The following is a 19,033-nucleotide window of genomic DNA, read 5'->3' on the forward strand; positions in this document are numbered from 1 at the left end:
GAGCGGGGAAGAATTGTAAATGTAAAAGTTAAATTTAATTGAACTTACTTGATAGAGAGAGGTACTAACGATGCTGGGACAACGCATTAAAAGTTTACGGAAAGCGAAAAAATTAACACAGTCGGATGTCGCAGACGGCATCATGACGAAGTCGATGCTCAGTATGATCGAGAACGAAAAGGCGACACCGTCTTTACCGGCGTTACAATCGATTGCCCATCGTCTACATGTCTCCATCGACGCGTTATTGATTGATCCGCGTGCCGTCGAAATGAAGCAAATGATTGAAAAAATCAATTCGACCGCAAGCGGTTATTATGCGGAAGGACAAATTGCGACGATGCTTGAGCCGTATTTAGAGCCCGCCATCAATTCTTACTGGCAAGGGCAAATTTATTACGAATACGGAAGTGCTTTACGTTTTTCGGATACGGAAAAAGGCTTACATTACTTCGATTTGGCGGAGGATGTATTCCAACAACTCGGATTACGGGATGAACAGATTAAAGTACAGATTTCAAAAGTTTATTTTTTGTTTTTTCTGCGCCGTTATGAAGAAGCCTACCGAAAGATTGACGGGATGATGATTTTTCAGGATGTCCCGCTCGCGCATGAAACGTTTTTGGACTATCAAATGTTACAGGCGATTCGTGTCAGTGTGATCAATGATAACTGGAGTCAATCGATTGTTTTCTTGCGGGAAGGGATCCGCTATATGCGGGAAAAGGGTGTCTACAGTGATGTCAGTAACTACCACCGGCTCCTCGCCTTGTTTTTAAGTTTAGAAGAGGACTATGAAGCGGCGGAATTCGAACTCGAAAAATTACGGCATTTCTTTTTATTCACGGAAGCGACAGCACTTGATCAAATTCTTGTCGACTTGACGAAAGGATCCATCGCCGTCCACCGTGAGGATTATGCAGGGATTCGTGAGGCACGGGAACGGCTGATTGAAGTCGAGATTGAAGCCTGTCTTCATTACATCGGGTATTTCGAAGTCTACCTTTGTTTATGGAATGATTCAAAAGAGGAATTGACCTTTGACCTGCCAAGCGCCGTTTCTAAAATTTGGAGAAATGCCCACTTATGGCGGGCCGGTGGTGAGTACGATCACGCGATGATGTTATATGCGCTCGCGTTTGCGATGCAAGCCGGAGTTGGATTGGACCGTCAAGCAGAAGTGGAAGAATTGACAACACAATTATCACCGGGTCATTTTAAACAAAAAATTGAGCAAACCTTAGCGAGATTAACGTAAAAAAACAGGACCAACCGGGTATCATCCCGATTGGTCCTGTTGGATTAAAGTGCTTTAAAACCAAGTAATTTTTGTGTCCAGTAACGCTCAGACAGACGACTGATCCCGAGTGACGGTGTATTGGCATGAATGAACTGATCGTTGTTCAACATGATGCCAATGTGAGTCGGACCAGCTGCATACGTATTTTCGAAGAAAATGATGTCGCCACGGACCGGTTGGTGTAATTTCGATAACTTTTGACCAAGGTAGCCATCATTGTTCCAGTAACCGTTGACGTTCGTCCGGGCCACTTTGTAGCCGGCCGTATTCAACGCATAGTTGATGAAGCCGGAGCAATCAAAACCACCGTTGACGGGACTGCTTGAACCCCAGACGTACGGAGTGCCGAGATACTGTTGTCCGATTGAGATCGCTTTTTCCATGATGCCGGATGCCGGAATCGTCGTCGTTGGCGGCGTGACCGGTGGTGTTACCGGAGCCGTGACGGAGCCGGTCGTGATGTAGCTTTTCGCAACGTAGTAATAAGTGGTCCCGATTTTAATCTGGTACCAACCAGCAGACGTTCCTGTTGTTTCACCAGAAACCTGAACGGTAGATCCGTGTGCCAGTTGCGTAAAGACCGTTGACGTCGTACTTGGAGCTGTCCGGACATTTAAGCCGGTTGGTGCATTGACCTTATAGGCTTTCGACTGGTCGACCGGTGTGACAGAGACACCCGGTGTCGAAGGTGTAGGCGGTGGTGCATCCTTAGCCGTCGCTAAAACATAACTCGAGGCGACGTAAAGGTCTTTTCCATCAAGCTGGATTTGATACCATTTATCAAGCGATCCAGTTACTTTTAAGACCGTTTTGTGTGGTAACGTCTTGTAAATCTTAGCGGTCGTTGACGCGGACAGACGGGCATTCAATCCTTCTTTTGCATTGACTTCATATTGTTTGGACGAATCGACTGCTTTGACGGCAGTGGAAACAGGCGGTGTAACCGGCTTAGTGACCGGAGGTTTTGATCCTGTCGTCACTGTCGATGTTTTAGCTGTGACGAGTGTCGTATGGACATAAGCGGACTTATTTTTGTAATTGATTTCGTACCATTCACCGGTTTTCTTTTTAACGGAAAGACTGACATTCTTCGCAAGTTTACCAAGCGATTTCGAAGTGGTCGTTGCTTTCTCGCGCACGTTGACGGATGAGGTGTTCGTTATGTAGGTCGTGGTTGTCGGTGCTTTTGCTGGAACGGTTTTGACGTAAGCGGCTGTAATGAAAGCTTTTTTCGATTGATGACGAATTTCGTACCAGGATCCGGTCTTCTTCACTGCAGTGACCGTTGTTCCTTTTTTAAGTGTGGTGATGACAGGAGCGGAAGTAGTGGCAGCAGTCCGGATGTTGACGTTGTCTGTCAAGATGAGTGTCGTTGATGCGGCTTCGACGCCGGTGGCTGAGCTGATCAGCGCAAGTGTCGTCAAAGTGAGAAAAGTCTTTTTCACGTAGTGTGGCTCCCTTCCAAAATAGTGAGTCTTGTTCGATGGTACATCGAATCATTGTTACCATTTTGTCATAAGGAGATAGGGATTCACCTTATTTTAAAATATATTTTTTGAGAAAGAAATTCGAGTTATTTTCAAAAAAAGAAGAAGAAATTGTAAACGAGAATTATTTTCAGTAATCCTGTACACTAAAGATAATTTGGAAGGAGGACTCGCATGTTAAAACGATTTTATCACTATTACATACCGCACAAACGATTGTTTTGGCTGGATTTTTCGTCCGCCTTGTTCGTCGGTCTGCTTGAGCTCGCTTTTCCGCTTGCTGTCAAATGGTTCATCGATTCACTGTTACCGGACGGTGAGTTAAACTGGATCATTCTCGTCAGTGTCGGATTACTCGGCTTGTATGTCATCAGTACGCTGATGCAGTTCGTCGTCAACTACTTCGGGCATAAGCTCGGTATCAACATCGAGACGGATATGCGGCGGCAATTATTTGGTCATGTTCAAAAACAGTCGTTTCGTTTTTTTGACAATACGAAAACCGGGCATATCATGAGCCGGATTACGAACGATTTGTTTGATATCGGTGAACTGGCTCACCATGGCCCGGAAGATGCCTTCATTGCCGTCATGACACTGCTCGGTGCTTTTTCGATCATGATGACGATCAATGTACCGCTCGCACTGGTGACAATCATTGCCGTTCCATTCCTGATCTGGTTGATCAGTTATGCAAACGTCCGGATGAACCGGTCGTGGGACCGGATGTACGGCAACATTGCCGAGGTTAATTCCCGGGTTGAGGACAGTGTCTCCGGCATTCGCGTCGTTCAATCGTTTACGAATGAAGCCCATGAGGTCGCACGGTTCGAAAAAGATAATGCGACGTTCCGACAGTCGAAGATCAATGCTTACAAAGTGATGGGTACAAGTTTATCCGGAATCTATCTGACGACCCGGTTGATGACGCTTGCGGTGCTCGTCGTCGGTGCCTATCTCAGTTATCAGAATAAACTCAGTTACGGCGAACTGGTCGGATTCATTCTTTATATGAATATCCTGCTGAAGCCGATTGATAAAATTACGGCACTTTTGGAACTTTATCCAAAAGGAATGGCCGGCTTCAAACGTTTTCTCGAAATGATTGATCATGACGAAGAACTGAAGGATGCGCCGGATGCCATTCACGTGTCGGCATTACGTGGGGCGATCCGGTTTGATGACGTCAGCTTCGGTTATGAAGCCGAACGGTTGATTTTAAAAGACATCAGCCTGTCCGTGGAACCGGGACAGACGATTGCCTTCGTCGGGACGTCGGGTGCCGGGAAGACGACGATTTGTTCGTTGATTCCGCGGTTTTATGACGTCACGGACGGTGCCATTACGATTGACGGGATCGATATCCGACAGATGACGAAAACATCGCTCCGGCAACAAATCGGCATCGTGCAACAGGATGTCTTCCTGTTTTCGGGGACGATTGCTGACAATATTGCGTACGGCGATTTGTCAGCCGATCGTGCTGACATCGTGGAAGCGGCGGAACGGGCGCACCTCGGACAGATGATTGCCGATTTACCGGACGGATACGATACGGAAATCGGGGAGAGGGGACTGAAGCTGTCCGGCGGGCAGAAACAACGGCTGGCGATTGCACGGATGTTCCTCAAAAATCCACCAATCCTGATTTTGGATGAAGCGACGTCGGCCCTCGATACCGAGACGGAAGCCATCATCCAGGAATCGCTTGCTGAATTATCGAAAAACCGGACAACGCTGATCATCGCGCACCGTCTGGCGACGATTCGCCAAGCAGACCGTATTCTGGTCGTGACGAAAGACGGAATCGTCGAAGACGGGACACATGAAGAACTGGTCGAAAACGGAGGATATTTCGCACGACTCCTTGACCGGCAACGCGTCTGATAAACCGGAAGTCAACTCATCTTCAAGATGAGCATGGCTTCCGGTTTTTTTATTGAAGGAAGAAAGGCGGAATGATTTTATGGGAACCGGGAACATATAAGAGAAGGGAGGACGGGGACATGTACGGTTTGTTTTGTGAAAACTATAATGAAACCTATTCGACGTTACACGGGGAATCCTCACATGATTTTCATCGCTTTTTTGCCTTGTCATATACGATTCATAATACGGTTTTCGACAAAGCGGCGTATGATCGGATGATGCAAATCGTCAAACAGAAGACGACCCGGTTTTCAGCTCTACGCAGCCGGTATACGCCGCTCTTGATCTCACATATCCAGTTAAACAGTCCTGAACCGGAGCGATTGCTCGAACGGGTCATTGAGGCGGAGCGCCACATCAAACGACGCTTTATTAAAGAAAAGGCAGTCCGACCGTTCTTTGCACTCGGTGAAGTCTTAAACCGTGAACAGGGAATCGACGCCTTTCCGATCGTAGAACAACTGCGACAGACACGTCCTGTCCTCAATCTGGCGAAGCAATATGTGGTGACATCGACGCTCATGGAAGGGGAAAACCTTCCGGAACGATTCATCGAAACGGTCGAACAAGCCGAACGGTGGTTGGAACGATGGATGAAACCTTCAAGCGAACGGTTGATGACGGCCCAGATTTTAGCCGCATCGAAATCGATCGATAGTCAAAAAAAGCGGATTCAAGCCTGGTGCGAAATGATGGAAGAACGGGAATTGCGGATTTGGGATCGGATTTTTCCGTTACTGGCATTGCTTGAGACGACCGAACGGGTCGATATGATTTATGTGACGCGTGTCGTCGACCGGGAGCGGTCCCGCAACCGCTTTTCAGATGAGGTCAATTGGTTGATTGCGTTTCATCTGTTGCTCGCGAAAAGCGGCAAAAGTCGTCTGCAGTCGGCCTTACTGATTTTAGCGACGCTCGAGCTGACGAAAAAACCGTAAGAAAACAAACGAAAGAGATCCTCAGCCAAGTTGCCAAGGATCTCTTGTTTTGTCCGATGATCAGTCAAACGTCGTGAAGGTGGCATGCTGTTCGACCGGATACAATTCTTTACCGGCGACATCATTTAAAATGAGTTGGTTGCGTGAAACGGACATGCCGAGGTTATCGGCTGCCGGACCGTGTGACAGTTCGAGGTTCGTCGTCGCATACAAATGATGATTCGCCGAAACAGTTCGGCTGATCCGGTAGTTGGCATCGACCTTCCATGCCTGCTGTTCGCCTTCAAACTCGATATCGAGCCGATTGATGAAGCGGGGGAGAGACGGGACGAACCCGGTCGCAGCGACGACGGCACCGGTTTTGGAAGTCCGTTGTTCATTCAGTTCGGTATGCCGCATCGTGATCGTAAAGTCCGAATCGTATGAAATCTGATCGACTTCCAAGTTGGCCCGGATTTTGACCCGTTGTTGTTCTTCCGGTGATAAATCATAGAGGTGTTCATAAATGGCTTGCAGTGTTTCGGGACTAATCCCGTTTTGGGACCGCGTGAATTTGGCGACTGCTTCTTGTCTGGTAGCAAGCGGCAGACTGTTGAAGTAACGGACGTAACTTGGAGAAAAGATTTCTTCACCCAGTTTGCCGGTCTCAAGCGTCTCGAAAATAGTCGAGCGGGAAATCCATTCGAGTTCAAAGGTTTCCGGACGGTCGCTCGTCAGTAAATCGAGGAAAATTTCAGCCGCACTTTGACCGGAACCGACAATGCTGACTTTATCCTGTTGCAGGATGGCTTCTTTTTCCATGACGTATTGGGTGTTATGGATGACATTTTTATCAAAACTCCCCGGAATCGAAGGTTTCGAACCGGTTCCGAGCACGACGTTTCGTGTTTCGTATGTCGTCCGTTTACCGGTCGCGACTTCTTCGACCAAGACTTCATAACTGTCACCCGTATCTTGAATATCGATGACGCGGGTCGAAAAATGTAAATCGTCGAGCTGAGTCGAGACCCATTTCAAGTAAGCATTATATTCTTGTCGCGAAATAAGTAGTTTTTCGTAAAAATAAAACGTATGCAAACGGTTGAGAGATCGTAAATAGTTCAAATACGTAAACGGGCTTGTCGGATCGGCAAGTGTGACAAGATCGGAAATGAAGCTTGTCTGCATCATCGAATCCTTGATCATCATCCCGGGATGCCAAGAGAATTGTTCGCTTTCGTCAAAAAATAGTGTCCGTAAAGGTGTCGGATGGGCCAGAGCACTTAACCCCAGATTCATCGGTCCGATTCCTACGCCAATCAAATCATACATAAAAAAAGCCTCCCAATCGATATTGTTATAAAACAATACCCGATATAGGAGGGGGTTGAAACGTATCTTGTCAGTTCTTTACAGTTGATCGGTCGTTGTTGTTTTAGTCGAGACCGTCATTTGTTTTCCGTCACGGATGATATTCAACGTGACGTTGCCGTCCGATTTAATCAACGCGGTTTTAATGTCGACAAAACTTTTGATTTCCTCATTATTGATTTTCGTGATGACATCACCGGTTTTCAATTTTGCAGAAGCGGCGGGACTGTTCGGTTCGACGGACATGACGACGACGCCTGTTTTTTGTGATTCCGGCAATTTGACTTGGTCCAGCAGGTAACCGGCAGGGAAGGCCGAGACATCCTGCAGTGCGACACCGAGTGTCGGATGTTTGACTTCACCGTTCGTTTCGAGCTGTTTTAAAATCGGCAGTGCGTCATCGATCGGAATGCTGAAACCGACGCCTTCGACGCCTGTTTCGGCAATCTTCATCGAGTTGATGCCGACCAGTTGTCCTTGTTCATTGATCAAGGCCCCACCGGAGTTCCCCGGATTGATGGCGGCATCCGTTTGGATCACCGTCGTATTGAAGTCGTCCTGTCCATCCTTGTTCGTATCAACGGGAACCGTCCGGTCGTTTGAGCTGACGATACCTCGGGTGACCGAGTTTTGGAACTCACCGAGCGGGTTACCGATGGCGAGCACGGTTTGACCGGCTTTTAAGTCAGCCGATTTTCCGAGTGTGATGACGGACGGAACATCACTGGCGTTGACTTCCAGTACGGCTAAATCGTACGTTTCGTCACTGCCCAGTAATTTGGCGCTGAGTGTTTTGCCGTTGTTTAACGTGACCTCGAGTTTCGAGGCTCCGTCGACGACGTGGTGGTTCGTAATGATGTAGGCTTTACTATCTGTTTTTTTATAAATGACACCTGAGCCGGAACCCGCTGCTGCCTCTTCCTGACTCATCGAATTCCCCGATTGATAGTTCGTGACCGTGACGACGGATTTTTGAGCCGTTGCGACGGCGTTCGTCACCGGATCGCTTGTCGTCGTCGAAATTTGTTTTGGCATGCCGTTTGAGAGTGGTGTATCGGCGACTTGCTGTTCTTGATCCATCAAAATCGGAAAGGCGACTGTTGCGGTAAGTACAGCACCGATGATGCCTCCAGTAAGTCCGGGTAAGAGTTGTCTTGTTTTTCCTGCCATCGAAATCCATCCCTTCATGTAGTGTTTTTTCTAAGATTAATGTATCAAATTTAATCGGCCGGAATGAAATTACGGTGGTTTTTCCAAAATGCCTCATCATTCCCCATAATTCGACAACAATCTCAAACAGTTGAGTCGCGTCGGCCAGTTCGGTACACTGAGTGTGTTTCGTACTTAAGTAACCGACTTAGTCACAAAGGGAGAGATTCAGATGAAGTATGTACTGCGTGTTTTGTACGGTGCCGGCCTGTTGTTTGCCGGAATCGGTCATTTTCGAAATGAAAAGGGGTTCGTTAAGATTATGCCCGCTTTCATCCCGTTCAAACGTTTTTTCGTCCAGGTGACGGGTGTGATCGAAATCCTGTACGGCTTGATGCTGCTGTCCGGACGTGGTGTTGACCTCGTCCGGAAGACATTACCGGCATTTTTATATGCCGTCTTACCGGCAAATATCAATATGGCGGTCAATCCGAAACCGGTTAACGGGAAAACATTGCCGGCTTGGGGACTATGGGGCCGTTTGCCGTTGCAGTGGGTCTTGATTGCGTTTGCTAAACGTTTGAAATAAGGACTGCATTAAATTGTCAGGACAAAACAAAAGGGTGACCGGAAAGCAATCAGTTGCTTTTCCGGTTACCCTTTTCATTATTCAATTAAAAACGTTTTTCGACGGCGAGGATGGCTGCGTTGGCAATGTCTTCGTATGTCGAATCGTTCGGATGGAACTGGTCGCTTGAAAGATCACGTTTGACGTCACGGACGAGATTAAACGTATCGATGATTTCGATATCGTATTTCAGACCGAGTGTCCGTGATTTCGCATTCCATTCCTGGACGATGGCGTCAAACGCCTGTCCATTTTCACTGGCGCGGAACGGATTGTAGAGTCCGACGTAAAAGATGACGGCATCCGGATTTTCTTTACGCAGGATCTTGAATGTCTTGGCGAGGTTGGTTTGAGCCGTTGCAATCGTGGCGGCTGTCTTCTTCGCATTGAAGTTTGCGACACCTTCACCGCGGTTGAATAAATCGTTTCCGCCAATCGTCACCGAGATGACTTTTGCTTGGGACAACGTGCGGCGGACTTCCTTTTGTTTCAACTGTTTTAAGAGATCTTCCGTCCGGGCACCGCTGACGGCGAGATTTTGGAAACGTTCAACGCGGTCCTTTTTGACAAGCTTGCGACCGACGATGGCGGCGTAACTGTTTCCGTTCGAGGCACCGACGCCGCGTGTCAGGGAATCACCGAGCGCGACATAAGTTCCGCCTTTTTTGACCAGTTCTTCCTTGGTCGGCGTCAAGACGGCCCGTTTCGGGGGATTGACGACATCGTTATAGGCACTGGCAAAGCCGTACCCGAAGACTGCCGTTAAAATAAGAGAAACTATTAAAAAAAGTGGCCAAAGATATCGTTTCATGAACCGTTCCTCCTTTTGCTGTTACTATGATTGTAGCAAACCTTTTTGGAATGTGCGGTTTTGAAGTGTTCCAATAAGGTAAATCATTCATTATTCCGCTAGAATGGATACTAAGAGGTGAGAGACGTGAAACCAACCGTAAAATTAGAATCAGTCACAAAAGTCATTGGAAAGAAAACGATCATCGATAATATTTCATTTGAAATCTTCCCCGGTGAAGTGTTCGGATTCCTCGGACCCAATGGTGCCGGAAAGACGACGACAATCCGTATGCTCGTCGGATTAATCAAACCGACATCCGGTAATATCACGGTCTGCGACTTTGATGTCCGGAAACAGTTTGTTCAAGCGATGCAACGAATCGGCTCGATCGTTGAAAATCCCGAACTGTATAAATATCTGACGGGGCGTGAAAATTTACAAGTCTTCTCACGGATGCTGCCGAATGTCGACGATGCCCGGATCCAGGAAGTCATTGACCTGGTCGATTTGACGGCACGCGTTGACGATCAAGTCCGGACCTATTCGCTCGGGATGCGTCAGCGTCTCGGGATTGCCCAAGCGTTGCTCGGACGGCCCGATGTCCTGATACTGGACGAACCGACAAACGGACTCGATCCGATGGGAATCCGTGATTTACGTCAATTCATCCGGAAACTGGTCGATGAGACCGGTTTGTCGGTCCTCGTGTCGAGTCATATCCTGGCGGAAATCGAGATGCTGGCGGATCGTGTCGCCATCATGAGTTACGGAAAAATCGTGCAGGTCGGAACGGTCAAGGAACTGGTCGAATCGCTTGCACCGGGAGTCGACTGGCGTGTCGATGACGCGTTTAAAGCAAACGAGATCCTGTCCGCGTCGCCTGACGTTCAGGTCTCGGAAATCGTGGATGCCAACACGGTCCATACCCTGATGGATGCAAGCAAGACACCATCCTTGAATAAACAGCTGTTCGAAGCGGGTGTCGAAGTATGGACGATCGAACGGAAAGTCCAAACGCTCGAAGATCTTTTCATTACATTGACAGGAGGAGATCATATTGCGTAATCCGAACATGCTCGGTTTGATTCAAAACGAAGTCATGAAGATTGCTTCGAAAAAACGTTTTGCCGTCGTTGCCATCATCTTAGTGGTCCTCGTCTCGATGTTCACGTATGCGCAGTACCGTGACATCCAGGAACAGATCAAGAAACAGGGAACGCTCGATTGGCGGGTCGAGTTGCAACAGGATATCGTCGATACTCAAAACCGTCTGGCTTCGAGCAGTATCCAGGACGAATTTCGCCAGTTTTTAGAATTTGATTTAAAGCAAAATCAATATTATCTCGATAACGACATCAATCCGAATTATCCGGGGGCGCCGACCTTCATCCGGATCTTCTTCTCTCAAGGATTGACGTTAATCCTGCCGCTCTTCATCATCGTCATCATGGCGGATATCGTCAGCGGGGAGCAGAATGACGGAACAATCAAGACGTTGCTGTCCCGTCCTGTAAGGCGCTGGAAGATCCTGATGGCGAAATGGTTGACGGTCCTGCTCTATACGTCGATGCTGATGGCGTTGACTGCCGCCGTCTGTTATGCGATTTCCGGTATCGTCCTCGGATATGACGGCTGGACCGCACCAATCCTAACCGGGTTCCAGGCGTCGCCGAGCGGAACGTTCTCGACCGAATTCGTGCATACGATACCGATGTGGGAGTATCTGCTGATGGCGATTGGTCTCGCCTGGATCGTCACGGCTGTCGTCGCGACGATTGCCTTAATGGTGTCCGTGCTTGTCAAAAACACGGCAACCGGTATCGGTATAATGATGGCTGTCCTGATTTCCGGAACTTTGCTGACAACGCTTGGTTCAAGCTGGACGAGTTCAAAATATCTCGTCAACGTCAACTTTGGTTTAATCAACTACCTCGACGGACAAGCACCGCCGATCGAAGGAATGACGTTACCGTTTTCGCTCGCCGTTTTGCTCTGCTGGACGATCGGCGCGTTGGTTGTCGCATTCTGGAATTTCACACAGAAAGATATGTACTGATACGTACAGTCCAAACAAAAAAAGTCCCTTCTCCGTAATGGAAAAGGGACTTTTTGCAGATGTCGGGCATCTGCATGGAATCAAGAGGGGAATCCCTCTGAAAAGAAGCCGATGCAGGTCAGCTTCTGCGCTATGTAACAATCGTACTTTTATCATAGCGATTCCAGTAATTGGTGTCAAACCTGCTTGAAAGGGTTTACGAAGTCCCGGATTTGTCAAAAGGTATTTAAAGACAACGAGGAGGTGCCGAAATGGCTGATTGGGGAATTATGCTAACAGGTTTAGTCATTTGTGGATGGTGTGTATTTAGTGCGGTATACGATGACTTCATCCGCCGTGTGTAACAGAACTCATTGAACCGTCTTCTTTTATGAGAAGACGGTTTTTTTGTCGTGTCGGCGACTTGTCCGGATATGATACACTGACTACAAAAATGTATGAACTAGGAATGGTGATGTCATTGAGTAAACAGCCCGTCATTGTCATCGTTGGACCGACCGCTGTCGGAAAAACGAAGACAGGAATTGAATTAGCAAAAAAATTAAACGGTGAAATCATTTCCGGTGATTCCGTTCAGGTCTATAAACAGATGGATATCGGATCCGCCAAAGTGACACAGGAAGAGATGGAAGGAATCCCGCACCATCTGCTTGATCTCGTCGATCCGGATGACGAGATGAGCGTCGCGCGTTTTCAAACGCTGGCCCGGACAGCAATCGATGAGATTGCCGCCAAAGGCAAGCTGCCGATCATCGTCGGCGGAACCGGACTCTATATCCGGGCGATTCTGTATGATTATCAATTTACCGTCCAGGCGGAAAATAAAGTCTTGCGCGAGGAACTGGAACAGTTCGCCCAAGCGGAAGGAGCAACGGCTCTGCATGACCGTCTGCGCCAGCTGGATGCCAAACGGGCGGACGAAATTCACCCGAACAATATTCAACGGGTCGTCCGGGCGATTGAAGTCGCGATGAGCGGACAGACGCAAGTCTCCGGCAGTGAACCGAGTTTGTATGACAGTCTGTTGTTCGTCTTACATATGGAAGACCGGGAACAGCTGTACGACCGGATTGATCAGCGGGTCGACTTAATGATTGAACAGGGATTGGTTGCGGAAGTCGATCGATTGGTTGCAGCCGGCTATCGGGACACGAAAGCGATGCAGGCAATCGGCTATAAGGAAATCGTTCCGGTTCTCGAAGGGGCACCGCTCGAACCGGCTGTCGAGCAGCTGAAACGGAACACCCGTCGTTTCGCCAAACGGCAACTGACGTGGTTCCGCCATCAATTTGACGGAAATTGGATTGAAATGGGAAGGCTTTCATTTGAAGAAAACTTCAAAATTATCTATGATAGAACAGTAGGGTTTCTGAAAGCGGTTAAATCGGAGTAGCCTGAAAGAAAAACAGATAAAAATAGAGGGGGCACGGGGGCTTATGAAGGCAACGTACAACATTCAAGACTATTTCTTAAATCAATTACGAAAAGATTCGGTTCCGACGACAGTGTTTTTAATCAGCGGGTATCAGTTACGGGGATTGATCAAGTCGTTTGACAACTTCACCGTCATTTTAGAATCGGAAGGCAAACAGCAATTGATTTACAAACACGCCATCTCGACGTTCGCACCGGCACGTAATGTGACGTTGTATGAACAGGAAACGGAAACGGAAGAAGTCACGCGTTAAAAAAAGACGGCCGGGGGGCCGCCTACTTGTTGGAGCAACGCCATGGCGTTGCTCCTTTTTTGTTATAACAAACCCTTCAGTTCGTCGAACGCTTCCGCATAACGCCGGAGTGAAACCTCTTTATAAAGACACGTCTTCGTCAGCCGTTCCTCTTTCGTCAGTTCTTCGAGATACGTACCGAGAATGAAACTGTTCCGCAGCATCGACGGCGTAATGATCCGTTTATTGTCCGACCGTTCGTTTAACTGACGCATCATCTTCGTGATCATGACGATCGACAATTGTTTCGGAGCATTTTTACTGTACACCCAGCGGAACGTCATCCGCGAGAAATCAAAGGCGACAAAAAACGGATCGGTCGAGTGGTACCGCGGACGGACCGGTTCCGGGATCGTCTTTAAATAACCAAGCATCAAATCCTGGTCGTCCCGTTCGAGGTGGAGCAGGTAGGCATTCCCAAGCCGGTCGTGAACCGTCATCTCGCGTTGCGCAAAATTCAAATCCTGCATCTTCAGACCGATGATGTGGTGGACGCGGAGACCGTAGCGGTAAAAGAGCCGTAAAATCAGTTCGTTCCGGTCGATCAGATACGGCCGCGCAACGAGCTGGTGGTCCGTCAAGCCCCGGTCGGACCGGTTCGTCCGGATCAGTTGCTCGTATTCGGCCAGTGACGCGATATGCTGCGGCGTCAGTTCGTGGGTCGGTTGGGCATATTCGATCAGCTTCGATTTCGTCTGCCGGATCTGGTAATTGATTTGGTTGAGGACAGTGACAATTCGGGCGACCGTTGCCTGTTGATACAATTTTTCTTCGATCAAATACTCATTAATGAACGTTTTCCAGGTTTCGAGCGGAATCGCTTTGAAATCCTCGATCGTCTCGAGCGGCTGATCCACTTCGGTCATATAACGGTGAATTTCAATCAGATCGTACCGGTAACGCCGGATCGTCGAGTCCTGTCTGCCGCTTGCGCTGAGGAAAAACAGATACCGTTCGATGAATTCCGGCAAAGTGTAGTCAAGCCGTTCGCGTGCCATAACAGACCTCCTGTTTGAGATACTTTTCTTTATCATAAACCGAACGGATGTTTCCTGTCCAAAAATGTTCAGACAAGAGGTCCATGTGGTATGATTAGGGGCGCAGAAGGTTTGTTATTTTGAAAGGAATGATTATATGTCAGAACGCGTCATCGTCGTCGGTTGTCAGCTCCCCGGTGTACCGGATCATATTTATGAAGAATCGGTCGCGGAGCTCGAAGCACTCGTTACGACCGCGCACGCCGTCGTCGTGGGACGACTCGATCAAAAGCGTCAATCGATCGACCGCCGTACGTTTATCGGAAAAGGGAAGGTCGAGGAACTGGTCGCATTAGCACAGGAACTCGAACCGGATTTGATTATTTTTAATGCCGAAGTCACGCCGGGTCAGATGAAAAATATCCGGATTGCTCTCGAAGATCCGGAATCGATCAAACTGATTGACCGGACACAATTGATTCTCGATATCTTTGCCGGTCGTGCCCAGTCCCGGGAAGGGAAACTGCAAGTCGAACTCGCTCAGATGAGTTACCTGTTGCCGCGCTTGAGCGGGCAGGGAACCCAATTGTCACGTCTTGGAGGCGGAATCGGGACACGTGGTCCCGGGGAATCGAAACTTGAGACCGACCGCCGGCATATCCGCCGCCGTGTCGACGAAATCAAGAAACAGTTGGAAACGTCCGTTGCCCACCGTGCCCGTTACCGGGAACGTCGGAAAGAAAACCAGACGTTCCAAATCGCACTCGTCGGATACACAAACGCCGGGAAATCAACGATTTTCAACCGGTTGACCAATGCCGACACGTATGAAAAAAACGAATTATTTGCGACGCTCGATCCGTTGACGCGTCAGCTCGACCTGCCGGAAGGCGGACAGATTCTGTTGACGGATACCGTCGGGTTCATTCAGGATCTGCCGACGAAATTGATTGCGGCGTTCCGGTCGACACTCGAAGAAGTGCTCGAGGCGGATCTGATTCTTCACGTCATCGATGCCTCAAGCGAACATTATCTGAATCAGATGCAGACGACGAATGATGTCCTCGATGAACTCGGTGCCGGAGACATCCCGCAACTCGAGGTCTTCAATAAAAAAGACCAGTTAACGCATTTATTCAGCGGTGGAAAACTGTTGATTTCGGCTCTTGATCCGGCAGACATCGATCGTTTGACCGTCGAAATCGAAAAAGCGATCAGTGACATTCTCGAGTATCTCGAGATCCGGATTCCGGTCCATGCGTTTGCGCATTACAATCCGGCGAAGGAAGTCATGATGAATTTAACAGAACAATATGAAGAGGACGGATCCGTGACCTTAAAAGGCTATTTGCGTAAGGATACGCGGCTGTACTCGACATTGAAACAATACGAGGTGTAAGCATGTTTACAGAGTTAACGCATTATGAAACGATCCGTCCGTTCGTCGAGCAGGCGGAAGAAAAAATCGCGCCGGGAATCCGTAAGGCGCAACAAATTGCGGAACAGAACCAGTTTCGTGTCCTGAACGCTTTCCGGGAACATAAAGTGAGTGACTTTCACTTCATGCCATCGACCGGTTACGGTTACAACGATGAAGGGCGCGACAATCTCGAGCGGATTTACGCGTCGGTCTTCGGTGCGGAAGCCGGACTGTGCCGGGCACAGATCATCAGCGGGACGCATGCAATCGGGATTGCGTTGTTCGGTTTATTGCTGCCGGGCGATGAATTGCTGTATATCACCGGTAAACCGTACGATACGTTAGAGGAAATCGTCGGCATCCGCGGTGACGGACGCGGCTCCCTGAAAGAGCTTGGTGTCACCTATGACGTCGTCGAGATGAAACAGGCTGAAACGATTGATCTTGAAGCGGTCCTCGCCCGGATCACGGACAAGACAAAAGTCGTCGGTATTCAGCGTTCGAAAGGCTATGTGACCCGCCGGAGCTTACCGGTTACTGAGATCGGCGAAGCGATTGCCGCGATCAAAGAACAACATCCGCACGTGATTGTGTTCGTCGACAACTGTTACGGGGAATTCGTCGAAACGATCGAACCGACTCATGTTGGAGCGGATCTGATGGCCGGATCACTGATTAAAAATCCGGGCGGCGGTCTTGCGAAAACAGGCGGGTATCTCGTCGGACGCCGCGATTTGATTGAACGGGCATCGTTCCGGATGACGACACCTGGAATCGGTGCCGAGGCCGGTCCGTCACTTTATTCGCTGCAGGACATGTACCAGGGGTTCTTCATGGCTCCGCATACGGTCAGTCAGGCGCTGATGGGGGCGATGTTTACTTCAAGCATGATGGAACAGTTCGGATTCGATACGGCACCGCATTATGCGGCGGAACGGACGGACTTGATTCAATCGGTCTCCTTCCATGCCCCGGAACCGATGATTGCTTTTTGTCAGGCGATTCAAGCGGCCTCTCCGGTCAATGCGCAAGCTTTGCCGATTCCGGACTATATGCCGGGATACGCCGATGATGTCATCATGGCTGCCGGAACCTTCATCCAAGGATCGTCAATCGAATTATCGGCAGACGGTCCGATCCGGGCACCGTATACAGCGTACGTTCAAGGCGGATTGACCTACAGTCACGTCAAAATCGCGATTGTTTCGGCTGTCAATCAACTGATGGAACAACAATTGATTCAACCACAACAGGTTTAAAAAAATAGCTTGATGTGAAAAGACCTCTGTTACGCAGGACGTCTGACTTGTAAGAAAGTCATGTTAACTTTCCTTACATCTCTTGACAACTTCCCTTACAGAGGTTTATTCTCATGAAGTAAGGAAAAAGGAGGAACGAAATGGCAGACTTATCACGACAGTCCAAGCCACTATTCCCCATCGGAGTCGTTCAAGAGTTGACCGCGTTATCTGCCCGACAAATCCGATATTACGAAGAACAAGGATTGATCAAGCCGGAGCGGACAGAGACGAAACGTCGCCTCTATTCGTTCAACGATGTCGATCGCTTGTTGTCGATCAAGGAATATCTGGACCAGGGATTAAATATCGCAGGGATCAAAATGATTTTTGATAATGATCTTGTCAAACGGGAACGAGTTGCGGAGAAGGTCGTTACGGCCCGTCCGGAATTATCGGATGGCGAATTGTATAAACTCCTGAAAAACGAATTGCAGGAAGCAGGGCGACATGGAAAAACGTCACTCATTCAAGGTGAGCTCGGACGATTTTTCAAGTAAGCACCTGTTACCATATAAAAAAGAGCCGGAGAGGGGATTTGTCACATGACACGTCGCAACATTACACGAGAAGACATTATGAAAATCGCTAAAGCTGAGGATGTACGTTTTATTCGTTTACAGTTCACAGATATCCTCGGTACAATCAAGAACGTTGAAATTCCAGTCAGCCAATTGGAAAAAGCACTTGATAACAAAATGATGTTCGATGGTTCGTCAATCGAAGGATTCGTCCGCATTGAAGAATCAGATATGTATCTCTTCCCAGACCTCAACACATGGGTCGTATTCCCATGGACAGAAGACGGAACGGGTAAAGTCGCACGTCTCATCTGTGACATCTACAATCCAGATGGCACACCGTTTGCTGGAGATCCGCGTGGTCAACTCAAACGTGTACTTAAAGAAATGGAAGAACTTGGCTTCACTTCATTCAACGTCGGTCCAGAACCGGAATTCTTCTTGTTCAAGAAGGATGCGAACGGCCGTCCGACACTTGAACTGAATGATCAAGGTGGTTACTTCGACCTCGCACCAGTCGATCTCGGTGAAAACTGCCGTAAGGAAATCGTCATCGAGCTTGAAAACATGGGCTTTGAAATCGAAGCATCTCACCACGAAGTCGCACCGGGACAACACGAAATCGACTTCAAATACGCTGATGCGATCACAACGGCGGATAACATCCAAACGTTTAAGCTCGTTGTTAAGACGATTGCAGCAAAACATAACTTACACGCGACATTCATGCCAAAACCGCTTTACGGCGTTAACGGTTCAGGAATGCACGCCAATATGTCGCTCTTTAAAGGCAACGAAAACGTCTTCTTTGACGAAGAGAACAGCAATATGCAATTGTCTGATGATGCCCGTGCCTTCACGGCAGGTATCCTGAAGCACGCGCGTGCCTTCACAGCTGTCTGTAACCCGACAGTCAACTCGTACAAACGTCTTGTGCCTGGTTATGAAGCACCTTGCTACGTCGCATGGTCAGCCCGTAACCGTTCACCACTCGTTCGTGTACCGGCAGCCCGCGGTCTCTCAACACGGATCGAAGTCCGTTCAGTCGACCCGGCAGCTAACCCGTACTTGGCACTTGCGACATTGCTCGCTTCAGGTCTTGACGGAATCAAAAATAATCTCCAAGCACCGGCTCCGATCGACCGTAACATCTACGTAATGGACAAACCGGAACGTGTGGCAAACGGCATTGACGATCTTCCGTCAACACTCAGCCACGCACTCGAAGTCCTGAAAGCGGATGACGTCGTCATGCACGCACTCGGCGAGCACATCGCAGAGCACTTCGTTGAACTGAAAGAAATCGAATGGGATATGTTCCGGACGCAAGTCACGGAATGGGAACGCGATCAGTACATGGTCTTGTTCTAATCTCTTGAAACGTCCGAACTTGGTTCGGGCGTTTTTTTGTAGAGGAATCGGAAGCAGAAACAGCGAACTCTGTAGCAAGGAGGCGCTTC

The 19,033-nt window shown here is 48.7% G+C and carries 17 protein-coding genes; 12 read left to right on the forward strand and 5 right to left on the reverse strand.

Features of this window, described 5'->3' with window-relative positions; translation table 11 throughout:
* The first annotated feature begins 70 nt into the window (after nt 1–70).
* Nucleotides 71–1,258: a helix-turn-helix domain-containing protein gene (locus EXIG_RS05660; RefSeq protein ID WP_012369970.1), complete on the forward strand. Its 1,188-nt coding sequence runs from the start codon at nt 71–73 to the stop codon at nt 1,256–1,258.
* A 44-nt stretch (nt 1,259–1,302) separates the two neighbouring features.
* On the opposite strand, the gene EXIG_RS05665 is transcribed toward EXIG_RS05660, so the two are convergent.
* Entirely contained in the window at nt 1,303–2,745 is a 1,443-nt protein-coding gene (locus tag EXIG_RS05665; RefSeq protein WP_012369971.1) for a C40 family peptidase, read from the reverse strand.
* A 216-nt stretch (nt 2,746–2,961) separates the two neighbouring features.
* On the opposite strand from EXIG_RS05665, the gene EXIG_RS05670 reads away from it, so the two are divergent.
* Nucleotides 2,962–4,674, forward strand: a complete 1,713-nt coding sequence (locus EXIG_RS05670) for an ABC transporter ATP-binding protein (protein ID WP_012369972.1) — start codon at nt 2,962–2,964, stop codon at nt 4,672–4,674.
* Nucleotides 4,675–4,793: 119 nt separating this feature from the next.
* Complete coding sequence (locus tag EXIG_RS05675) at nt 4,794–5,654, forward strand: DUF4003 family protein (RefSeq protein WP_012369973.1); 861 nt, start codon at nt 4,794–4,796, stop codon at nt 5,652–5,654.
* Between the two features lie 60 nt (nt 5,655–5,714).
* Here the strand turns inward: EXIG_RS05675 and EXIG_RS05680 are convergent, their stop codons facing one another.
* Together EXIG_RS05680 and EXIG_RS05685 are read right to left on the reverse strand one after the other, a co-directional pair.
* Nucleotides 5,715–6,965, reverse strand: coding sequence for a lysine N(6)-hydroxylase/L-ornithine N(5)-oxygenase family protein (locus tag EXIG_RS05680; protein WP_012369974.1), 1,251 nt, complete (start codon nt 6,963–6,965; stop codon nt 5,715–5,717).
* Nucleotides 6,966–7,043: 78 nt separating this feature from the next.
* Nucleotides 7,044–8,174, reverse strand: coding sequence for a S1C family serine protease (locus tag EXIG_RS05685; protein WP_012369975.1), 1,131 nt, complete (start codon nt 8,172–8,174; stop codon nt 7,044–7,046).
* Between the two features lie 211 nt (nt 8,175–8,385).
* Here EXIG_RS05685 and EXIG_RS05690 point away from each other — a divergent pair, with 211 nt between their 5' ends.
* Complete coding sequence (locus EXIG_RS05690; RefSeq protein ID WP_012369976.1) at nt 8,386–8,742, forward strand: DoxX family protein; 357 nt, start codon at nt 8,386–8,388, stop codon at nt 8,740–8,742.
* A gap of 85 nt (nt 8,743–8,827) precedes the next feature.
* On the opposite strand, the gene EXIG_RS05695 is transcribed toward EXIG_RS05690, so the two are convergent.
* Nucleotides 8,828–9,592: an SGNH/GDSL hydrolase family protein gene (locus EXIG_RS05695; protein ID WP_012369977.1), complete on the reverse strand. Its 765-nt coding sequence runs from the start codon at nt 9,590–9,592 to the stop codon at nt 8,828–8,830.
* A 126-nt stretch (nt 9,593–9,718) separates the two neighbouring features.
* Between EXIG_RS05695 and EXIG_RS05700 the strand changes: the two genes are divergently transcribed.
* From EXIG_RS05700 to hfq, 4 genes are all read left to right on the forward strand, one after another.
* On the forward strand, nt 9,719–10,639 hold the full coding sequence (locus tag EXIG_RS05700; RefSeq protein WP_012369978.1) for an ABC transporter ATP-binding protein: 921 nt from the start codon (nt 9,719–9,721) through the stop codon (nt 10,637–10,639).
* A complete protein-coding gene (locus EXIG_RS05705; RefSeq protein WP_012369979.1) occupies nt 10,632–11,630 on the forward strand; it encodes an ABC transporter permease in 999 nt (332 codons plus the stop codon). Before EXIG_RS05700 ends, EXIG_RS05705 begins: the two co-directional genes overlap by 8 nt.
* Nucleotides 11,631–12,084: 454 nt before the next feature.
* Nucleotides 12,085–13,023 (forward strand): tRNA (adenosine(37)-N6)-dimethylallyltransferase MiaA, encoded by a 939-nt coding sequence (gene miaA / locus EXIG_RS05710; protein ID WP_012369980.1) that lies wholly within the window; start codon nt 12,085–12,087, stop codon nt 13,021–13,023.
* 43 nt (nt 13,024–13,066) lie between these two features.
* The gene (hfq, locus tag EXIG_RS05715; RefSeq protein WP_012369981.1) at nt 13,067–13,318 is read left to right on the forward strand and encodes an RNA chaperone Hfq; all 252 of its coding nucleotides are present in this window, start codon (nt 13,067–13,069) and stop codon (nt 13,316–13,318) included.
* A 62-nt stretch (nt 13,319–13,380) separates the two neighbouring features.
* On the opposite strand, the gene EXIG_RS05720 is transcribed toward hfq, so the two are convergent.
* Nucleotides 13,381–14,355, reverse strand: a complete 975-nt coding sequence (locus EXIG_RS05720) for a site-specific integrase (protein ID WP_012369982.1) — start codon at nt 14,353–14,355, stop codon at nt 13,381–13,383.
* Between the two features lie 136 nt (nt 14,356–14,491).
* On the opposite strand from EXIG_RS05720, the gene hflX reads away from it, so the two are divergent.
* The 4 genes from hflX (at nt 14,492) to glnA (ending at nt 18,944) form a co-directional block, all read left to right on the forward strand.
* Nucleotides 14,492–15,733, forward strand: a complete 1,242-nt coding sequence (gene hflX, locus EXIG_RS05725; RefSeq protein ID WP_012369983.1) for a GTPase HflX — start codon at nt 14,492–14,494, stop codon at nt 15,731–15,733.
* A 2-nt stretch (nt 15,734–15,735) separates the two neighbouring features.
* Entirely contained in the window at nt 15,736–17,013 is a 1,278-nt protein-coding gene (locus tag EXIG_RS05730) for a methionine gamma-lyase family protein (RefSeq protein WP_012369984.1), read from the forward strand.
* A gap of 140 nt (nt 17,014–17,153) precedes the next feature.
* Nucleotides 17,154–17,552, forward strand: a complete 399-nt coding sequence (locus EXIG_RS05735) for a MerR family transcriptional regulator (RefSeq protein ID WP_012369985.1) — start codon at nt 17,154–17,156, stop codon at nt 17,550–17,552.
* A 45-nt stretch (nt 17,553–17,597) separates the two neighbouring features.
* Complete coding sequence (gene glnA, locus EXIG_RS05740) at nt 17,598–18,944, forward strand: type I glutamate--ammonia ligase (protein ID WP_012369986.1); 1,347 nt, start codon at nt 17,598–17,600, stop codon at nt 18,942–18,944.
* Nucleotides 18,945–19,033 lie beyond the last annotated feature (89 nt).

The sequence above is a fragment of the Exiguobacterium artemiae 255-15 genome (assembly GCF_000019905.1).
Classification (GTDB): Bacteria; Bacillota; Bacilli; order Exiguobacteriales; family Exiguobacteriaceae; genus Exiguobacterium_A; species Exiguobacterium_A artemiae.